At 36.9% G+C, this 16,732-nt stretch carries 20 protein-coding genes; 16 read left to right on the top strand and 4 right to left on the bottom strand.

Annotated elements, in window-relative coordinates:
* Positions 1-5: 5 nt before the first annotated feature.
* The 8 genes from GFO_RS01405 (at position 6) to GFO_RS01370 (ending at position 7,135) form a co-directional block, all read left to right on the top strand.
* A complete protein-coding gene (locus GFO_RS01405) occupies positions 6-1,712 on the top strand; it encodes a NupC/NupG family nucleoside CNT transporter (protein ID WP_011708214.1) in 1,707 nt (568 codons plus the stop codon).
* 120 nt (positions 1,713-1,832) lie between these two features.
* Positions 1,833-2,807, top strand: a complete 975-nt coding sequence (locus GFO_RS01400) for a YihY/virulence factor BrkB family protein (protein WP_041249967.1) — start codon at positions 1,833-1,835, stop codon at positions 2,805-2,807.
* Between the two features lie 117 nt (positions 2,808-2,924).
* Positions 2,925-3,749, top strand: a complete 825-nt coding sequence (locus GFO_RS01395; protein WP_011708212.1) for a thymidylate synthase — start codon at positions 2,925-2,927, stop codon at positions 3,747-3,749.
* Positions 3,750-3,776: 27 nt separating this feature from the next.
* On the top strand, positions 3,777-4,154 hold the full coding sequence (locus GFO_RS01390; protein ID WP_011708211.1) for an energy transducer TonB: 378 nt from the start codon (positions 3,777-3,779) through the stop codon (positions 4,152-4,154).
* A gap of 26 nt (positions 4,155-4,180) precedes the next feature.
* Positions 4,181-4,591: an energy transducer TonB gene (locus GFO_RS01385; protein ID WP_011708210.1), complete on the top strand. Its 411-nt coding sequence runs from the start codon at positions 4,181-4,183 to the stop codon at positions 4,589-4,591.
* Between the two features lie 98 nt (positions 4,592-4,689).
* Positions 4,690-5,853 carry an ergothioneine biosynthesis protein EgtB gene (gene egtB, locus GFO_RS01380; protein ID WP_011708209.1) on the top strand — a complete coding sequence of 388 codons (1,164 nt, stop codon included), beginning with the start codon at positions 4,690-4,692 and terminating at the stop codon, positions 5,851-5,853.
* A 13-nt stretch (positions 5,854-5,866) separates the two neighbouring features.
* Positions 5,867-6,835: an L-histidine N(alpha)-methyltransferase gene (locus GFO_RS01375; RefSeq protein WP_011708208.1), complete on the top strand. Its 969-nt coding sequence runs from the start codon at positions 5,867-5,869 to the stop codon at positions 6,833-6,835.
* 18 nt (positions 6,836-6,853) lie between these two features.
* Positions 6,854-7,135 (top strand): DUF427 domain-containing protein, encoded by a 282-nt coding sequence (locus GFO_RS01370; protein WP_011708207.1) that lies wholly within the window; start codon positions 6,854-6,856, stop codon positions 7,133-7,135.
* A 35-nt stretch (positions 7,136-7,170) separates the two neighbouring features.
* On the opposite strand, the gene GFO_RS01365 is transcribed toward GFO_RS01370, so the two are convergent.
* Both GFO_RS01365 and GFO_RS01360 read right to left on the bottom strand, forming a co-directional pair.
* Entirely contained in the window at positions 7,171-7,461 is a 291-nt protein-coding gene (locus GFO_RS01365; protein ID WP_011708206.1) for an isoamylase early set domain-containing protein, read from the bottom strand.
* 195 nt (positions 7,462-7,656) lie between these two features.
* The gene (locus GFO_RS01360) at positions 7,657-8,739 is read right to left on the bottom strand and encodes an aminotransferase class V-fold PLP-dependent enzyme (RefSeq protein WP_308420151.1); all 1,083 of its coding nucleotides are present in this window, start codon (positions 8,737-8,739) and stop codon (positions 7,657-7,659) included.
* Between the two features lie 57 nt (positions 8,740-8,796).
* On the opposite strand from GFO_RS01360, the gene GFO_RS17910 reads away from it, so the two are divergent.
* The 5 genes from GFO_RS17910 to fabD all read left to right on the top strand — a co-directional run bounded on the left by GFO_RS17910 (position 8,797) and on the right by fabD (position 12,164).
* Complete coding sequence (locus GFO_RS17910) at positions 8,797-9,255, top strand: 2TM domain-containing protein (RefSeq protein ID WP_041249966.1); 459 nt, start codon at positions 8,797-8,799, stop codon at positions 9,253-9,255.
* Between the two features lie 6 nt (positions 9,256-9,261).
* Positions 9,262-9,744 (top strand): dihydrofolate reductase, encoded by a 483-nt coding sequence (locus GFO_RS17905; protein WP_011708203.1) that lies wholly within the window; start codon positions 9,262-9,264, stop codon positions 9,742-9,744.
* Positions 9,731-10,591 carry a fructosamine kinase family protein gene (locus GFO_RS01345; protein WP_011708202.1) on the top strand — a complete coding sequence of 287 codons (861 nt, stop codon included), beginning with the start codon at positions 9,731-9,733 and terminating at the stop codon, positions 10,589-10,591. Before GFO_RS17905 ends, GFO_RS01345 begins: the two co-directional genes overlap by 14 nt.
* Positions 10,592-10,690: 99 nt before the next feature.
* Positions 10,691-11,191: a pyridoxamine 5'-phosphate oxidase family protein gene (locus GFO_RS01340; protein ID WP_011708201.1), complete on the top strand. Its 501-nt coding sequence runs from the start codon at positions 10,691-10,693 to the stop codon at positions 11,189-11,191.
* A 91-nt stretch (positions 11,192-11,282) separates the two neighbouring features.
* Positions 11,283-12,164: an ACP S-malonyltransferase gene (gene fabD / locus GFO_RS01335; protein WP_011708200.1), complete on the top strand. Its 882-nt coding sequence runs from the start codon at positions 11,283-11,285 to the stop codon at positions 12,162-12,164.
* A 127-nt stretch (positions 12,165-12,291) separates the two neighbouring features.
* Here fabD and GFO_RS01330 read toward each other — a convergent pair whose 3' ends face one another.
* Together GFO_RS01330 and GFO_RS01325 are read right to left on the bottom strand one after the other, a co-directional pair.
* The gene (locus GFO_RS01330) at positions 12,292-13,575 is read right to left on the bottom strand and encodes a metal-dependent hydrolase family protein (RefSeq protein WP_011708199.1); all 1,284 of its coding nucleotides are present in this window, start codon (positions 13,573-13,575) and stop codon (positions 12,292-12,294) included.
* A 3-nt stretch (positions 13,576-13,578) separates the two neighbouring features.
* Positions 13,579-14,712 carry a DegT/DnrJ/EryC1/StrS family aminotransferase gene (locus GFO_RS01325; protein ID WP_011708198.1) on the bottom strand — a complete coding sequence of 378 codons (1,134 nt, stop codon included), beginning with the start codon at positions 14,710-14,712 and terminating at the stop codon, positions 13,579-13,581.
* 98 nt (positions 14,713-14,810) lie between these two features.
* Here GFO_RS01325 and GFO_RS01320 point away from each other — a divergent pair, with 98 nt between their 5' ends.
* From GFO_RS01320 to GFO_RS01310, 3 genes are all read left to right on the top strand, one after another.
* Entirely contained in the window at positions 14,811-16,034 is a 1,224-nt protein-coding gene (locus GFO_RS01320; protein WP_011708197.1) for a 3-deoxy-D-manno-octulosonic acid transferase, read from the top strand.
* 110 nt (positions 16,035-16,144) lie between these two features.
* A complete protein-coding gene (locus GFO_RS01315) occupies positions 16,145-16,384 on the top strand; it encodes a hypothetical protein (RefSeq protein ID WP_011708196.1) in 240 nt (79 codons plus the stop codon).
* A gap of 62 nt (positions 16,385-16,446) precedes the next feature.
* On the top strand, positions 16,447-16,728 hold the full coding sequence (locus GFO_RS01310; RefSeq protein WP_011708195.1) for a hypothetical protein: 282 nt from the start codon (positions 16,447-16,449) through the stop codon (positions 16,726-16,728).
* Positions 16,729-16,732 lie beyond the last annotated feature (4 nt).

Genomic DNA, 16,732 nt, shown 5'->3' with positions numbered 1-16,732 from the left:
CCGAAATGAACAAAATCTGGTGTTGTCTATTCCTGATTGTATTTTCAATTACATCAGCTTCTTCTCAAACGATTTCAAAAAACTGGCAACTTAATAATTCTGCAGATAGTCTGGGTCAACAGCAAATATTTGGGGGCGCGAAAGAAATTAATTTTAAGGAAGGCCGTTTCAATTTTCTAAACGAAAAAGATGGAGACACACTTGCCGCCGGAGATTATCTCTACCAAAATAAACTGCTCGTATTATTTTATAACACCCCTAAAGATACCATCCAAAATCTGCGTGTTTCGGAACTCACAGATTCTAAAATGGTGATTTCCTCGAAAGGTTTTGCTTATAATCTGGAAGTCAGAAATCAGGAAGCTTCTGAGGTAATTCCGGCAAATACCGCCAAAGAAATGATTCCAAGTGCAGGGATTAGCACATCCAGCTTAACTCGTGGTATCATTGGAATGATATCTTTAATCTTTATAGCTTTTATTTTTAGCAGTAACCGAAGGGCCATAAACTGGAAGACTGCAGGCTTAGGCCTGGCAGCTCAGTTAATACTTGCGATTGGTGTTTTAAAGATTACTTTTATCCAGAATATTTTCGAATTTGTAGGTAATATTTTTGTGCTTATTCTTGATTTTACCGCTGCGGGTAGTGAATTTCTGCTTGGCGGAATGATGGATGTTGATAGTTTTGGTTTTATATTTTTATTCCAGGTTTTACCTACTATTATCTTCTTTTCAGCGTTAACCTCTGTGCTTTTCTATTTAGGAGTGATCCAGATCGTAGTAAAAGGGATGGCATGGGTGCTAACAAAATTATTAGGTATTTCTGGACCTGAAAGCCTGAGTGTCGCAGGGAACATTTTTCTTGGACAAACTGAGGCTCCGTTAATGATCAAAGCTTATCTGGAACGAATGACCAGATCTGAAATTCTTCTGGTAATGGTTGGTGGTATGGCTACCGTTGCCGGAGGTGTACTTGCTGCATATATCGGTTTTTTAGGCGGTGATGACCCTGAACTTAGGTTACAATTCGCCAAACACCTTTTAGCCGCATCGGTGATGGCTGCTCCGGGAGCAATTGTAATTTCAAAAATATTATATCCTCAACAGGAAGCTGTAAATCAGGATGTGGAAGTTTCTTCAGAAAAGATAGGCTCCAATATCCTGGATGCTATCGCAAATGGGACTACTGAAGGTTTAAAACTAGCCGCCAACGTGGCTGCGATGCTATTGGTTTTTATCGCTTTTATTGCTATGATCAATTATGTCCTTGGATATATTGGAGGACTAACTACCTTAAATAGCGTAATGGCACAGTACACCCCTTATTCAAAATTCTCTCTTGAATCTATCCTCGGAATTATTTTCGCGCCTTTAATGTGGTTAATTGGAGTTGCAAAAGAAGATATGATGCTTATGGGGCAATTATTGGGGATCAAACTTGCCGCAAGTGAGTTTGTTGGATATGTTCAATTAGCCGACCTTAAAAATCCGGCAAACGCTCTAAGTCTTAATTATGAAAAATCCGTAATTATGGCTACTTACATGCTATGTGGTTTTGCAAATTTCGCTTCCATAGGTATTCAAATTGGAGGAATTGGATCTTTGGCTCCCGGCCAGAGAAAAACGCTCTCTGAGTTTGGAATGAAAGCTTTGATTGGTGGTACTTTAGCCTCTTTACTTTCAGCAACTATTGCCGGAATGATCATTGGATAAATATTTACTTAAACTTAAGTTTTTAGAAAACTTTGTAATTTGATTTTCGTCAGGACGATAGTTATCGTCTAAATTGCGATGGAATTTAATATTCATCTTTTTTGCAATTGCAGTTTAAAAATGAATCAACCAGAAAACACTAGAAAATACCGTGGGGAAGATGCAGAATGGCCTCATCAAATTCCATTAAAAGGCTGGATTGATATTGGAAAACGAGTCTATAAAGAGATGAATGTAGACCATGTACAGATCGTTTCAGCAGGAGTCGCGTTTTATTTTTTCTTATCAATTTTTCCAACCATCGTTGTGGCCATTTCTATCTATAGTCTGGTATTAGATCCCATTCAAATTCAGGAACAATTATCACGACTTACCCTCATACTGCCGGAACAGGCTTACGGCATGATTACCGATATTTTAAATCCCGTTATAAATCAAGACAGAAAAGAAATAGGATGGGGATTGTTAGTCAGTATTCTGGTAAGTATCTGGAGTGCAAATAAAGGAACCAGTGCCTTATTCCAGGGAGTCAATATAGCTTATGATGAAACGGACAATAGAGGACTCATAAAGAAGAACTTACTAACACTATTATTTACACTGGCGGGAGTTGTAATTGGCCTTATAAGCCTCTTAATTGTAATCTTCTTTCCTCTTTTAGTAAAAAATATTGGTCTTACTCCAGGTTTAGAGGACATGCTTACCTGGCTACGTTGGGTATTTCTGGGCATAATCCTCATTAGTACGCTCAGCATGGTTTATAAAATTGCGCCAAATCGTTCACGTCCAAAATTCAGGTGGGTTAGCTGGGGAGCCATTCTCGGAACAATTTTCTGGCTTGCCGGCTCCATGGGTTTTTCTTGGTACGTGGGAAATTTTGGAAGTTATGATGATCTCTACGGAAGTTTCGCCGCAGTGGCCATACTAATGCTATGGCTATTTCTCACCGCTTTTATCGTGCTAATGGGCGCAGAAATAAATTCTGAAATGGAACATCAAACCAGATATGATACCACAAGCGGAGTTCAGAAACCAATGGGAGAACGCAATGCCTGGCATGCCGATCATTGCGCTGTAAAAGATTCTGATGATTAGTTAAATCAACGTTGATAACTATTCCCGAATACATCTAAATTAAGACTTCAAATTTTACATGTTTTGTTATTTTTATTGGAATTAAACCTGAAGTTTTTCCGATAAAAATATATTTGAATGAAACAGTATCATGATCTCTTAAAACACGTACTAGAGCAAGGAGCACAAAAAGGGGACCGTACCGGCACGGGAACTAAAAGTGTATTTGGCTACCAGATGAGATTTGACCTTAGCGAAGGTTTCCCTATGGTAACTACAAAAAAATTACACCTTAAATCTATCATTTACGAATTATTATGGTTTCTTAAAGGTGATACCAATATTGAATATTTGAAGGAAAACGGTGTTCGTATTTGGAATGAATGGGCAGATGACAATGGAGATCTTGGACCGGTATATGGCCACCAGTGGAGAAACTGGAATGGTGAAGAAATAGATCAGATTAAAGAAATTGTACACTCCTTGAAGCATAATCCCAATAGCCGAAGAATGCTGGTTTCAGCCTGGAATCCTTCGGTGCTTCCAGATACAAGTGTTTCATTTTCGGAAAATGTTGCCAACGGAAAGGCCGCCCTTCCCCCCTGTCACGCGTTTTTTCAGTTTTATGTAGCCGATGGAAAATTATCCTGCCAGCTTTACCAGAGAAGTGCCGATATATTTCTGGGAGTACCTTTTAACATTGCTTCATATGCCCTGCTCACCATGATGATGGCTCAAGTTTGCGGTTACGAAGCGGGTGATTTTATACATACTTTTGGAGATGCCCATATTTACAGCAATCATATGGAACAGGTAGAATTACAATTAAGCAGGGAGCCAAGGCAACTACCAATCATGAAGATTAACCCTGAAGTTAAAGATATTTTTGATTTTAAGTTTGAAGATTTTACATTAGAGGATTACGATCCGCACCCGGGTATAAAAGCCAAGGTTGCGATTTAGTTGAATTTTCTAAAATTAAAATCTATTATGAAAAAATTAATTGTTATTACGTGTTTTTTACTTAGCGGAATTGGTCTTGCAAATGCTCAGCAAACCTCCCCGATATGGCCGGGATGTGAGAATAGCGAAGACATAAAGAAGTGTTTTAACCAGAAACTTTCAAAACATGTAAGTAAGAATTATGAATATCCGAAAAATGATGCGGGAGAATATATAAGAGGAAAAGTTACACTATCTTTTGATATCAACGAGAATGGCGAGATTGTTGTAAACTCTATTGAAGGAAAAGAGCCTGAAGTAAATAAAGCGGCACGGGAAATGATTAAAAAAATCCCGGAAATGGAGCCTGGAACTTTAAATGGTGAAGCCGACTCAAGAACTTTTACCGTTCCTTTTAATTTCTAATTATCTAATTAAATTATAAAATAACTATGAAAAAATTATTGATTATTGCTGTGATGCTAACCGGAATGATCGGTTTTTCGCAGGAAGACGTAAGTGTGAAGGGCAACAAAATTTCTATGAAAGAGACAGCACCGGTATGGAATGGCTGCGAGAACGCAGATAACCAAAAAGACTGTTTTAACAGTATGCTGATGAAGCATATAAAAGAAAATATTAAATATTCCAAAAACGCCAAAGGTGAATGGATTCGAGGAAAGGCGATTGTCAAAATGGAAGTGAATGAAGAAGGAAATGTCGTGGTAAACTCAGTTGAAAGTAAACATGCTGAATTGAAAAAAGAGGCTAAGAGATTAATGGAATCTATTCCTGAAATGACGCCGGGTAAATTAGCAGGAAAACCTAAAGCTATTAAATACACAATTCCTTTAACTTTTTAAGAAAATAATATATTTAACTCCACCTTAACGACTGATTAGCAAAGTGGTTTTTAAAAAATTGTAAATTTGAGTGATACCAAAACGTATCACTCTTTTTTATGCTTTCACAACAAGAATTAATTCAACTTTTTAAAGAAACCAGATCAGATTCTGAGAAGATATGTTCATTTCTTGAAACAGAAGATTACGTAGTCCAGCCTGTCGAGAATGTTTCTCCACCAAAATGGCATCTGGGACATACCACCTGGTTCTTTGAGGAATTTGTATTGAAGAAATATGTAGATACACACAAACTCTACGATGAAAATACGGCCTATGTTTTCAATAGCTATTATGAAAGTGTAGGTGAAAAGGTTATAAGAACCAATAGAGGTAATCTATCCCGTCCTACGGTAGCATGGATATATAAATTCAGAAAGTATGTTACTGAACAAATGCTGAAATTCCTGAATAACAATGAACTTGACAAGGAAATACTTGGAGTTATTGAGATTGGATGTCATCATGAAAAACAGCATCAGGAATTGCTGTATGCCGATATAAAATACATTCTTGGAAACAATCCGCTGCTGCCTAAATATAATGATGAATTTAAAGAGAACATCATTCAGGATTTTCAGCAGGAATGGATCAATATTCCTGAAGGAGTTAATGAGATCGGGCATAAAACTGAGGGCTTTTCCTATGATAACGAGAAAGGGGTTCATAAGAAATACATCGAGAATTTCAATATCTCGAATAAGCTGATCACCAATGGAGAATTTATAGAATTCATAGAGGACGACGGTTATAAAGATGTGCTTTTATGGCATGCAGAAGGATGGGATTGGATAAATGAAAATGAAATAAGCTCTCCAGCTTACTGGCATACTATAGAAAACGAATGGCATCAATATACCTTAAACGGCCTTGAGAAATTAAACCCGAAAGCTCCGGCTACTCATATTTCATATTATGAAGCCTTCGCGTTTGCACAATGGAAAGGAATGAGGCTGCCTACGGAAGAAGAATGGGAAACAGCTCAGAAACATTTTGACTGGGGCAGCAGATGGGAATGGACAGAGAGTGCATACTCTCCTTATCCAAATTATAAAAAACCTGAAGGAGCTCTTGGTGAATACAATGGCAAATTTATGGTGAACCAAAAAGTTCTAAGAGGCGGCTCTGTTGCTACCTCAAGAGACCATACCAGACCAACTTATAGAAATTTTTTTCATCCACAGCTCAGATGGCAATTCACAGGCTTTAGACTGGTGAAATAATTATAAATTTTAAATGAAAAACCCACCAGAAACCATGTTCGAGTCAGCTTTTGCTGAGGACACTTATAAAGGATTGACGAGCTATCCTAAATATCTTCTGTCTAAATATATTTATGACAAGAGGGGAGATAAATTATTTCAGAAAATCATGGATATGCCGGAATACTATTTGACTTCCAGCGAATTCGATATTATTGAACAAAATGCCCACTCCATTATAAAATCTTTCAGCAGTAAATCCGGGTTCGATCTCATTGAACTTGGCGCGGGAGATGGAAAAAAAACAAAGATAATTCTGAATAAACTCGTCGATGAAAATATTGAATTCAATTATCTACCTGTAGATATTAGTCAAAATGTTCTTGATGAATTAAAAGAATCACTTAGAAATGAAATTCCCGAAGTTAATGTTGAGGTACAACAGGGAACATACTTTAAGACACTTGAGAAGCTTTCAGAATATAATACCCGCAAAAAGGTAATTATCGTCCTGGGCAGTAATATTGGGAATTTAAATCATAAAGAAGCGGTTGATTTTCTTGGTAATATCGCAGAGGCGATGAGCGAAGAAGATATGCTTTTTATGGGCTTTGATCAAAAGAAGCATCCTCAGAAAATTCTTGATGCTTATAATGATTCTGAGGGTATTACTGAAGATTTCAATAAAAATCTACTGGTAAGGATCAATAACGAACTTGAGGGTGAATTTGATATCGATAATTTTCTTCACTGGGAAACCTACGATCCTGAAACCGGAACCGCAAAGAGCTTTCTGGTAAGCAAAAAGCAGCAAAATATAAATATCAAGAAAATTGGATTAGAAGTAAATTTTGAAGCTTGGGAAAGTATTCACACTGAGATTTCCCAGAAATACGATGATTCAATCGTTAATTGGTTGGCAGATGAAGCCGGTTTAAGTGTAGAGAAGTCGTTTCAGGATAGGGAAAACTGCTATAAAAATTATATATTTAGAAGAAAGTAATTTTTAAATAATACCGCCATGAAAGCCATCTGGAATGATACAGTAATTGCTGAAAGTTCCAATACCAAAATCGTAGAAAATAATCATTATTTCCCTCGTGAAGATATCAAGGAAGAATATTTTGAGCCCAGTAACTCCCATACTCGTTGCCCGTGGAAAGGAAAAGCTTCCTATTTTAGCGTGAAAGTAAATGGTAATACAAATGAGGATGCCGCATGGTACTACCCGGAGGCTAGCCACGCAGCAAAACCCATTGAAAATTACGTAGCTTTTTGGAATGGTGTGAAAGTAACTGAATAGATCAGCTAATTAACTTAAGTCAATATTAAATTCTATTAGACTACTAGTACACTATTCTCAGTAGCAGCAAAATCATTCCATTTGTAAGCATCGGCTTCAATCTCATTAACCCATTCCCCGTCTATGATGTACCTGAACTGATACTCCTTATCTACAGGAAGGTTTAATTGCCCCTTGAAATTACCATTCTTATATTTTTTAAGAGAAGATGTGTTCCAGTCGTTAAAATCTCCGGCTACCTCAACTTTGCTCGCTTCTTTTGCAGGAACCACAAAAGTGATCTTGCACTCCGGTCTGGATTTTAGATATTGTTTTGTAATTGGCATGATTGCTTTTATTTAAAAATTCATGCTTCAAATTAAAACTAAAATGAAATACAAAACAATATAAATCAATTAGTTATATTCATTTTTACGAATTTAGAAATTAATCAGGATTTTCTTCATCAGGCTGAAAATACGCAAACGATATATTTGAATATTCTATAAATTTTCGTGAAACAGTCTCCTGAAAATTTCAACTTAAATCTTTAAGATTTTGAAGAGATGATCCAGATCCTTTTCCGAATTAAAGTAATGAATACTTATTCTAATTCCGTTCCCTCTCAACGAAGTAATGATCCCCTCCCCTCTTAATTGATTAAAAAGTTTTTCATCCCCTTTAATATTGAAAAGAGAAGAAAATTCAGCACGCTCCAACGTCCATTCTTCTAATAAGCCAGCACCGGCAAATCTATATCTCGCCATTTTCTTTAAAGCATTAATTTTATTCTGAATGATTTGCATGCCTATTTCGTTCATAAGATCTATAGCAACTTTCAGACTTCCAAAATTGAGGGTATCATAATGCCCGGGTTCAAATTTTCCAATAAAATTGCCCTCATGAGCTTTATACTTTCCCTGAAGCGAGCCAAACCCAAGATTTTTAGGTGAGAGTTTTCCCTGAATACTTTCATTAAAAAGCATAAAACCATTACCGTAGCCGGCATTCATCCACTTATAGCAACTGCTAATCACGATATCTATCCCTGAATCATCAAAATTAAAATCCTCTGTTCCCACATACTGTGTACCATCAGCCATTAGAATTAAATCGGGGAATTGCTCTTTTAATTTCTTTAAAAAATCAATGCTCAACTTAACCCCATTGATATACTGAACAATACTAAACGCAAAAAAATAAGGTTTTTCCTTTTCAATTTTCTCAATAATATTGCTTTCAAAATTCTCGCCCATTTCCGCATAAACAACCTCAAAATCCCTGGATTCTACTGGCCAATTAATAGAGGGGTAGTCGCCTTTAACCAGAAGAATCTTTTTTGGTTTATCAAGACTTTCCAGAACACTATTAAAACCGTAAGAGAAATTAGGAATTAAAGCAACTCTGTTAGGGGCACAGTGAAAAAATTGACCTACACTTTCTCTAACCTCCGTAAGAACATCTCCCATTTTTTCTTTTAACAGGCTTGCCTTAATAAGAAAATCCATATCATGATCCTGGCGAAACTCCCAAACTTTTTCTGAAAGTGGACCGGAAGCAGCCGTATTTAAATAAGTATATTGTTCGAGTACAGGAAAGCCTTTTCTTAAATTATCTATAAGCATTAGGAAGTTCTTTTTATAAAAATGTAAATTTGATACTACACTAATGTAACTGTTATTATGTTTTCTAAAAAGAAAAACACTTCCGAAGTAGATTACGAACAACGTGAGCTTTATGAAAATGCACGAAAAAGAGCCAAGCAAAAAAAGAGGCTTTTTCAGCATTTTGTGGTGTTTCTTATAGGAGCCGTGTTCCTAATTGTACTAAATGTAGTCATAGGTTATCAGGAAGATTTCAAACCTCTTGGATATAACTGGTTTGTGTGGGCAGTGCTCCTTTGGACGTTATTATTTTTAATCCATTTTTTCAATGTTTTTATAGTAAACAGTTTTATGGGAAAAGAATGGGAAGCAAAACAGGTAGATAAACTGGTAAAAAAGCAAAAAGAGAAAATTGCTCAACTTAGAGAGAAAGTGGAAAGAGAGCATCCTGTTAATGAGAACAGAAATACCACAGAGCCTACTCCTCCACCTAAAAGAATTAGCCCGGAAGATCCGGAAAGACCCATTAATAGTTAAGAATAAATGCTTACAATGATCGCTGCCGCGGCAGAAAACAATGCGTTAGGAAAAGACAATGACCTTGTTTGGCATTTGCCAGATGATTTCAAAAGGTTTAAAAGGCTTACTTCCGGCCACTATATCATTATGGGAAGAAAAACGTTTGAGTCATTTCCAAAGTTATTACCAAACCGGACTCATGTGATTATTACCCGAAAAAAGGATTATCAGCCGGAAGGAACTATTGTAGTGCATTCTCTTGAAGAAGCCATCAAAGTTTCTAAACTGGATGAACAGCCTTTTATTATAGGAGGCGGCGAAATTTATAAAATGGGAATGGAAGTCGCTAATAAAATCGAACTTACTCGAGTTCATGGTGAGTTTGACGCCGACACCCATTTTCCTGAAATTAATACAAATGAATGGGAACTTATAAAAGAGCAGTTTCATGAAAAAGATGAAAAGCATGATCACTCTTTTACCTATTTAACCTATGAGCGTAAGTAATCTGAAAAACATTCTACAAAAAATTACCACCGACTTCGGAAAAGAACTCTCCGGCTTTTCCAATCTTACCGGAGGGGATATTAATGAAGTCTTTCTGATTGAAAGCGGCTCTGAAAAATTTGTAGTCAAAATAAATGATTCTGAAAGTTTTCCCGGAATGTTCGAAGCAGAAAAACTTGGCCTGGAAAAACTTTTAGCCCCTTCAGTTATAGATGTTCCAAAACCACTAAAAACCGGATACGTAGATTCGTATTCTTACCTCCTTCTTGAACACAAAAGTGCCGCTACAAAATCTTCAGATTTCTTGGAAATATTTGGAGAACAACTGGCAAGATTACATCAGCAAACTTCAGAATCTTTCGGTCTTGAAAAAGACAATTATATAGGAAGTCTTCCGCAGTATAATAGCTATAAAGATTCCGCAGCTGAGTTCTATATAGAAATGAGACTTAAAACTCAGATCAAAATGGCTGATGAAAAGGGCTTTCAGCTAAATGTAAAAAATTCCTTTTATAAGAATTGTATGAATTTAATTCCTTCTGAACCGCCCGCTCTTATTCACGGCGACCTCTGGAACGGGAATTATCTGGTGAATTCAGTCGGGAAACCCTGTCTCATAGATCCTGCAGTGGCTTACGCACCTCGTGAAATGGATCTGGGGATGATGAAACTATTCGGCGGATTTGATAAAACATTATTTCACACATATAACGAAGTTTTTCCACTTCAGGAAAATTGGGAAGAAAGAATCCCGCTATGGCAATTGTACTATTTATTAGTACACCTTAACATTTTTGGTTCAGGATATAAATCCCAGGTCGCTTCGATCATCAAAAAATTTAGCTGATTTTACAATTCTTAACAACAGCCTTGCTTTTTTTAATACTTCATTAGCGCATAAGCCTGTAGATCTAAAGTATCTTCATATCCAACAAAAAAATTGATTATGAGTACTAAAAATTTATATGACGATAAGGCCAGAGAAAAGATTAAAGAAATCGCAGAAGATGTAGATTTTTGCATGCTGGTTACGAACATGGATCAAAAACCTTTAAGCGCTATTCCAATGTCTACCAAAGAGGTAGATGATCATGGCGCAGTTTGGTTTTTAAGTAATGCTAACAGCGAGCATAACAGAAATATTGAAAAAGACAGTGATGTTCAGTTACTATACAGCGGAACATCAGATATGGAATTTCTGAGCATTTATGGAGAAGCATTTATTGAAACCAATCGTGATGTAATTCATGAATTATACTCGAAAGCAGACAATGCCTGGTTTGAAGGAAAGGATGATCCCAATATTACCGCAATTAAGGTAAATCCAAAAGAAGCTTACTATTGGGATAATGATGAGAGTAAAATGACAACGCTCTTTAAGTTAGGAATGGCTGCAGTAAGTGGTAACAAACAGGATATAGGAGAAAAAGGAAAATTAGAGCTATAAAGGCTGTATTTGTCGGAAGAGACCTCATAATGAATCTTTGTTGTGAGGTCTTTTTATTTATACCTATTTTTGTTCAACTAAACCAACATTTATGAAAGCATATGTATTTCCGGGCCAGGGAGCCCAGTTTTCTGGAATGGGATTGGATCTTTATGAGAAGTCTCCCGAAGCCCAGGAACTGTTTAATAAAGCAAATGAAATTCTAGGATTTTCTATTACAGATATAATGTTTGAAGGTTCTGCGGAAGACCTTAAAGAAACGAAGGTTACACAACCTGCTGTTTTTCTACATTCCGTGATTCTTAGCAAAGTAGGAGAAAATTTTAAACCTGATATGGTCGCCGGCCACTCGCTGGGAGAATTTTCAGCGTTGGTTGCTAATGGCGTTTTGAGTTTTGAAGACGGACTTAAACTAGTTTCTAAACGTGCCCAGGCCATGCAAAAAGCATGTGAATTAGAATCCTCTACCATGGCTGCAGTTTTAGGACTTGAAGATGAAATGGTAGAATCTGTATGTTCAGAAACTGAAGGGATTGTAGTTGCGGCAAATTATAATTGCCCCGGGCAATTAGTGATTTCCGGAGCATACGATGCTGTAGAAAAAGCCTGTGAAAATCTAAAAGAAAGAGGAGCTAAAAGAGCGATGATATTGCCGGTTGGAGGTGCTTTTCATTCTCCTCTTATGGAACCGGCAAGAAAAGACCTGGCAGCAGCTATTGAGAATACTCAATTTAATAAACCTCTTTGTCCCATTTATCAGAATGTAAGCACTTTTGCGGTAAATGATCCTGAGGAGATCAAGAAAAATCTTGTTTTTCAATTGACCGCACCGGTAAAATGGACACAATCGGTTCAGAATATGATTAAAGATGGAGCTTCAGAATTTATTGAAGTTGGGCCCGGAAAAGTTTTACAAGGCTTAGTTAAGAAGATTGATAGAAGTATGAATACCTCTTCTGCTGGATTAGAGTAATTACTTGAAGCCACAAAAAATAGAAAGCCCGATCAAACGATCGGGCTTTTTCCTATTTTGTCGTCCTGAACTCGTTTCAGGATCTTTTCTGAAGAATCTGAAACAAGTTCAGATTGACGATGAATAATTACTCATTCTTATAAACTTTTCCTTCTTTCATCACGAACTTAACAGTCTCCATTGTCTTAATATTTTGAGTAGGATCTTCATCTACCGCAATAATATCAGCATAAAAACCTGCGGCAATTTGTCCGCTCTCTTTTTCCATATTTAGAATTTTAGCTGGCTCTATAGTAGCTACCTGTATCGCTTCCATTTCTGGCATTCCAGCTTCTACCATAAATCCAAATTCTTTGGCGTTTTCACCATGTTTAAAAACTCCGGCATCGGTTCCAAATGCGATAAGGACTCCTCTTTTGTATGCTTTTGAAAATGTATTCTGAATTTTAGGCCCTATTTCCCTTGCTTTTGGAACAACCAGCTCCGGATAATAGTTTTCGATCTCAGCTTTTTCGGTGACCTCTTTACCCGCTGTAATTGTTGGTACCAGATATGCCCCCTTTTCTTTCATAAGATCCATCGTAGCCTCACTCATCAAAGTACCATGTTCAATGGTTTTCACCCCTGCTTTTACTGCTCTCTGCATTCCATCATCGCCATGAGCATGGGCAGCAACATGAAATCCATAATCATTAGCCGTTTTTACAATTTCTTCTATTTCTTCTGAAAAGAATTGAGGATTGGAACTACTCTTTGCGACACTTAAAACACCTCCCGTAGCAGTGATTTTTATAAGATCGGCTCCATTCTTGTATCGCTGCCTTACTGCTTTTCTCGCATCTTCCACGCTATTCACCACACCATCCTTTGGTCCCGGATCGCCCACCATGGCATTATTCATTCCATTTGTAGGATCTGCATGCCCCCCGGTAGTTGCTAAGGATTTCCCAGAAGTGAAAATTCTTGGACCATTTACCTTTCCTTTATTTATAGCATCCCGAAGGGAAATGTTAATTCCTGATCCTCCAAGATCTCTAACGGTGGTAAATCCTGCCATCAGTGTTTTTTCAGCAAAACCTATAGAATTGAAAGCATCATCTGCAGGATTATTTGTAAACCTCTGAAGATACTTGCTAGGATTAGTTTCACTTTCCAAATGAACATGCATATCGGTAAGTCCCGGCAATACCGTCTTATTTTTTAAATCTATTAAACTGTCTTCTGCAGAGGACGGCTGCACAAAGCCCTTTTCCACCCTCTTAATTTTATCTCCTGAAATTATAATGGTTTTATCATTTAATACCTTTCCATTTTTAGTATCTACTAATTTTCCTGCATGGATATAAATGTCCTGAGCCATTAAATTTGAGGTAATAAAAATAGCCGCAATTACTGTAAACAGTTTTTTCATAAATTATTTATTTAGGAAGTTGATAATAGTTTCTGAAATATACTGAATTTGATCATCCTCCAGTTCTGTATGCATAGGCAATGAGATCACCTCTTGCACTAATTGATTGGTTACCGTAAAATCATCTTCATTATATCTTTCATCCAGGTAGGCTTTTTGACGATGCAGCGGAATAGGATAATAAACACCAAATGGAATCTCCTTTTCCTGAAGATGTTTCGCTAATGTATCTCTTTTCCCATTTTTGATCTTCAATGTATACTGATGGTACACATGCGTATCACAGTCTCCAACGGTAACCGGAGTTTCAATATGCTCATTTCCATGAAAAGCTTCTGAATACTTTAAGGCCGCTTCTTTTCTAGCTTCATTGTAAAGATCAAGTTTCTTAAGTTTTGCTCTTAAAACAGCAGCCTGAAAACTATCTAATCTCGAATTAACGCCCACCACATCATGATGGTAACGTTCATACATTCCGTGATTTACAATTCCCCTAATGGTATGAGCAAGCTCATCATTATTGGTAAATATCGCACCACCGTCGCCGTAACATCCTAAATTTTTAGATGGAAAGAAAGAAGTTGCCGCAATATCTCCAATGGTTCCGGCTTTTTTAGCTTTTCCATCTTTTAAATGATAATCTGCTCCAATCGCCTGGGCATTATCTTCTATCACATATAGGTTATGTTCTTTTGCTATTTCCATGATGGCATCCATATTGGCTGGCTGGCCAAAAAGATGAACAGGAACAATCGCCTTCGTATTTGGCGTAATGGCTTTTTTAATCTCTTCAGGATCTATATTAAAAGTTTGAGGATCTACATCTACAAGTACCGGAGTTAACTGAAGCAACGCAATAACTTCAACGGTTGCAGCAAAAGTAAAATCGGCAGTGATCACCTCATCCCCGGGTTTTAAACCCAGACCCATCATCGCTATTTGTAACGCATCTGTACCATTGGCACAAGGAATCACATGCTTTACATCCAAATATTCTTGGAGCTCCTTTTGAAATGCATGAACGTGAGGACCATTAATAAAGGAAGTTTCTTCCAGAATTTCCTGCATTCCTTGATTTACTTCATTTTTTATACCTTGATATTGACCTTTAAGGTCTACCATTTGAATCTTTTTCATCTACACTATTTTTCAGGTTTACGAAAATACGAAATATCGCCCCTACTGGCAATCCATTTATTGGGAAAGGCCTATTTTAGCAACCTCAAGTTTTTGATGTGCATAGAATTTACAATCTACTGGTAAAGCTAAGCGGAGTCGTTCTTAAATCGGCAGGGAGCTTTAGTCCTAAACTGAAAGAATTTACTGAGGGCAGAAAAGATCTTTTTTCGAAACTCGAAAAGAATATTGATCCTTCCCAGGAGTATTTGTGGATACATGCTGCCTCTTTAGGAGAATTTGAAATGGCAGTTCCGGTTTTAAAAATGCTGAAAGAGAAATATCCGGATACAAAAACGGTTGTCAGTTTCTTTTCTCCTTCGGGCTATAAGAATAAAAAGCAACATCCATTAGTAGACAACTTCACATATTTACCACTCGACACTCCTGGAAATGCTGAAAATTTCCTGAATATCGTTCAGCCGAAAATGGCATTTTTTATCAAGTATGATTTTTGGCCAAATTTTCTGAATGAATTAAAAAAGAGGCAGATTAGAACATTTCTTGTTTCGGGAGTTTTTAGAAAAGATCAGGCATTCTTTAAGGCTTATGGGAAATGGATGAGAAAATCTTTACTAGCTTTTGAACATTTCTTTGTTCAGAATAAGGAATCTGAAGCACTTTTGAATTCCATTGGTTTTAATAATGTTACTATTGGAGGAGACACAAGATTTGATCGCGTTGCAGCACAAATAGAAGCAGATAATCGGATAGATTTTATTGAAGAATTTAAGGAAGATAAAATTCTAGTGGTTTGCGGTAGTACCTGGCCGGATGATGAAAAACTACTATTAAAATTTATTAATAGCTCTACCAATATCAAGTTTATAATTGCACCGCACGAGATCAAAGCCGAAAAGATTGAGCAACTGGAACGTGAGCTACAGATCCCGTCGATAAGATTTTCAGAAAAGAAGGGAAAAGATCTAAAAAACTATTCAGTATTAATTCTGGATACTATCGGATTTTTGGGAAGAGCCTATAGTTATGCAAATATTGCTTACGTAGGTGGCGCCGCTGGTACCACCGGGCTTCATAATATCCTGGAACCTGCCACGTTCGGCATCCCCATTATAATAGGGGAGAATTTTAGCAAATTCCCTGAAGCTGAACGATTAAGACAATTAGCCGGATTGTTTTCTGTTAAAAATTCAGAAGAACTTTCTGCCATAATGAATAAACTATTTTTAAATTCAGAATTCAGGGATAAGACGGGGATGATCGCCGGTCACTATATAAATAGTAATACCGGAGCCACAAGGATTTTGGAGAAATACCTTTAAATATGGCCTCAAAATTTCTTAACATTCATTGCTAAAAAAAAGCAAAAAATGGCCATGAAATAACTTTTAGTTGTAATTTCGAACCTAATAACCAAATAAACTATTGAACCATGAAACGTTTATCAATTTTAGCCGGTGGGCTATTAATGTTCTCTGCTGTACTTACTTCATGTAGAGATACTACTGAAAAGGAGACGGTGGTTAGAGAGGTAGAAGTCGAAAAAGAAGTACAAACTCCTGAAGAAGCGGAAGAAAGAGAAGGAATTCTTGAAAGAACTGCGAAAGAAGTGGATAAAGAAGTAAACAAAGAAATTGACGAAGAAATCGATAAAATAGGCGACGATAATTAGATTTTAGCCAAAGCAGTTATTGCTGCTAATTCATTAATTTAATAACTAACTTAAAACTAAAAATGATGAAAAAACCAATAGTAATGTTCGCTTTAATGCTTTCTATGGGTGTATTCTTTACTTCATGTAGAGATACTGCTAACGAAAATGAAACTGACGATATGGAAATGTCTGACGACATGGATGATATGAATGATGACGTCAATAGTGTTGAGAACGATCTAGAGCAAGCAGCTGATGATACTGGCGATGCTATAGAAAATGCTGCTAACGAAACTGGTGATGCTGTTGAAAATGCCGCTAATGAAGTAGAAGACGAAGTAGAAGGAAATGACGACTACTAGTCAT

Origin of the sequence: Christiangramia forsetii KT0803, from assembly GCF_000060345.1 — a bacterium.
In the GTDB taxonomy this organism is placed as follows: domain Bacteria; phylum Bacteroidota; class Bacteroidia; order Flavobacteriales; family Flavobacteriaceae; genus Christiangramia; species Christiangramia forsetii.
Note: the sequence above shows the minus strand (reverse complement) of the source record. Positions and strands in the feature narration are given on the sequence as shown.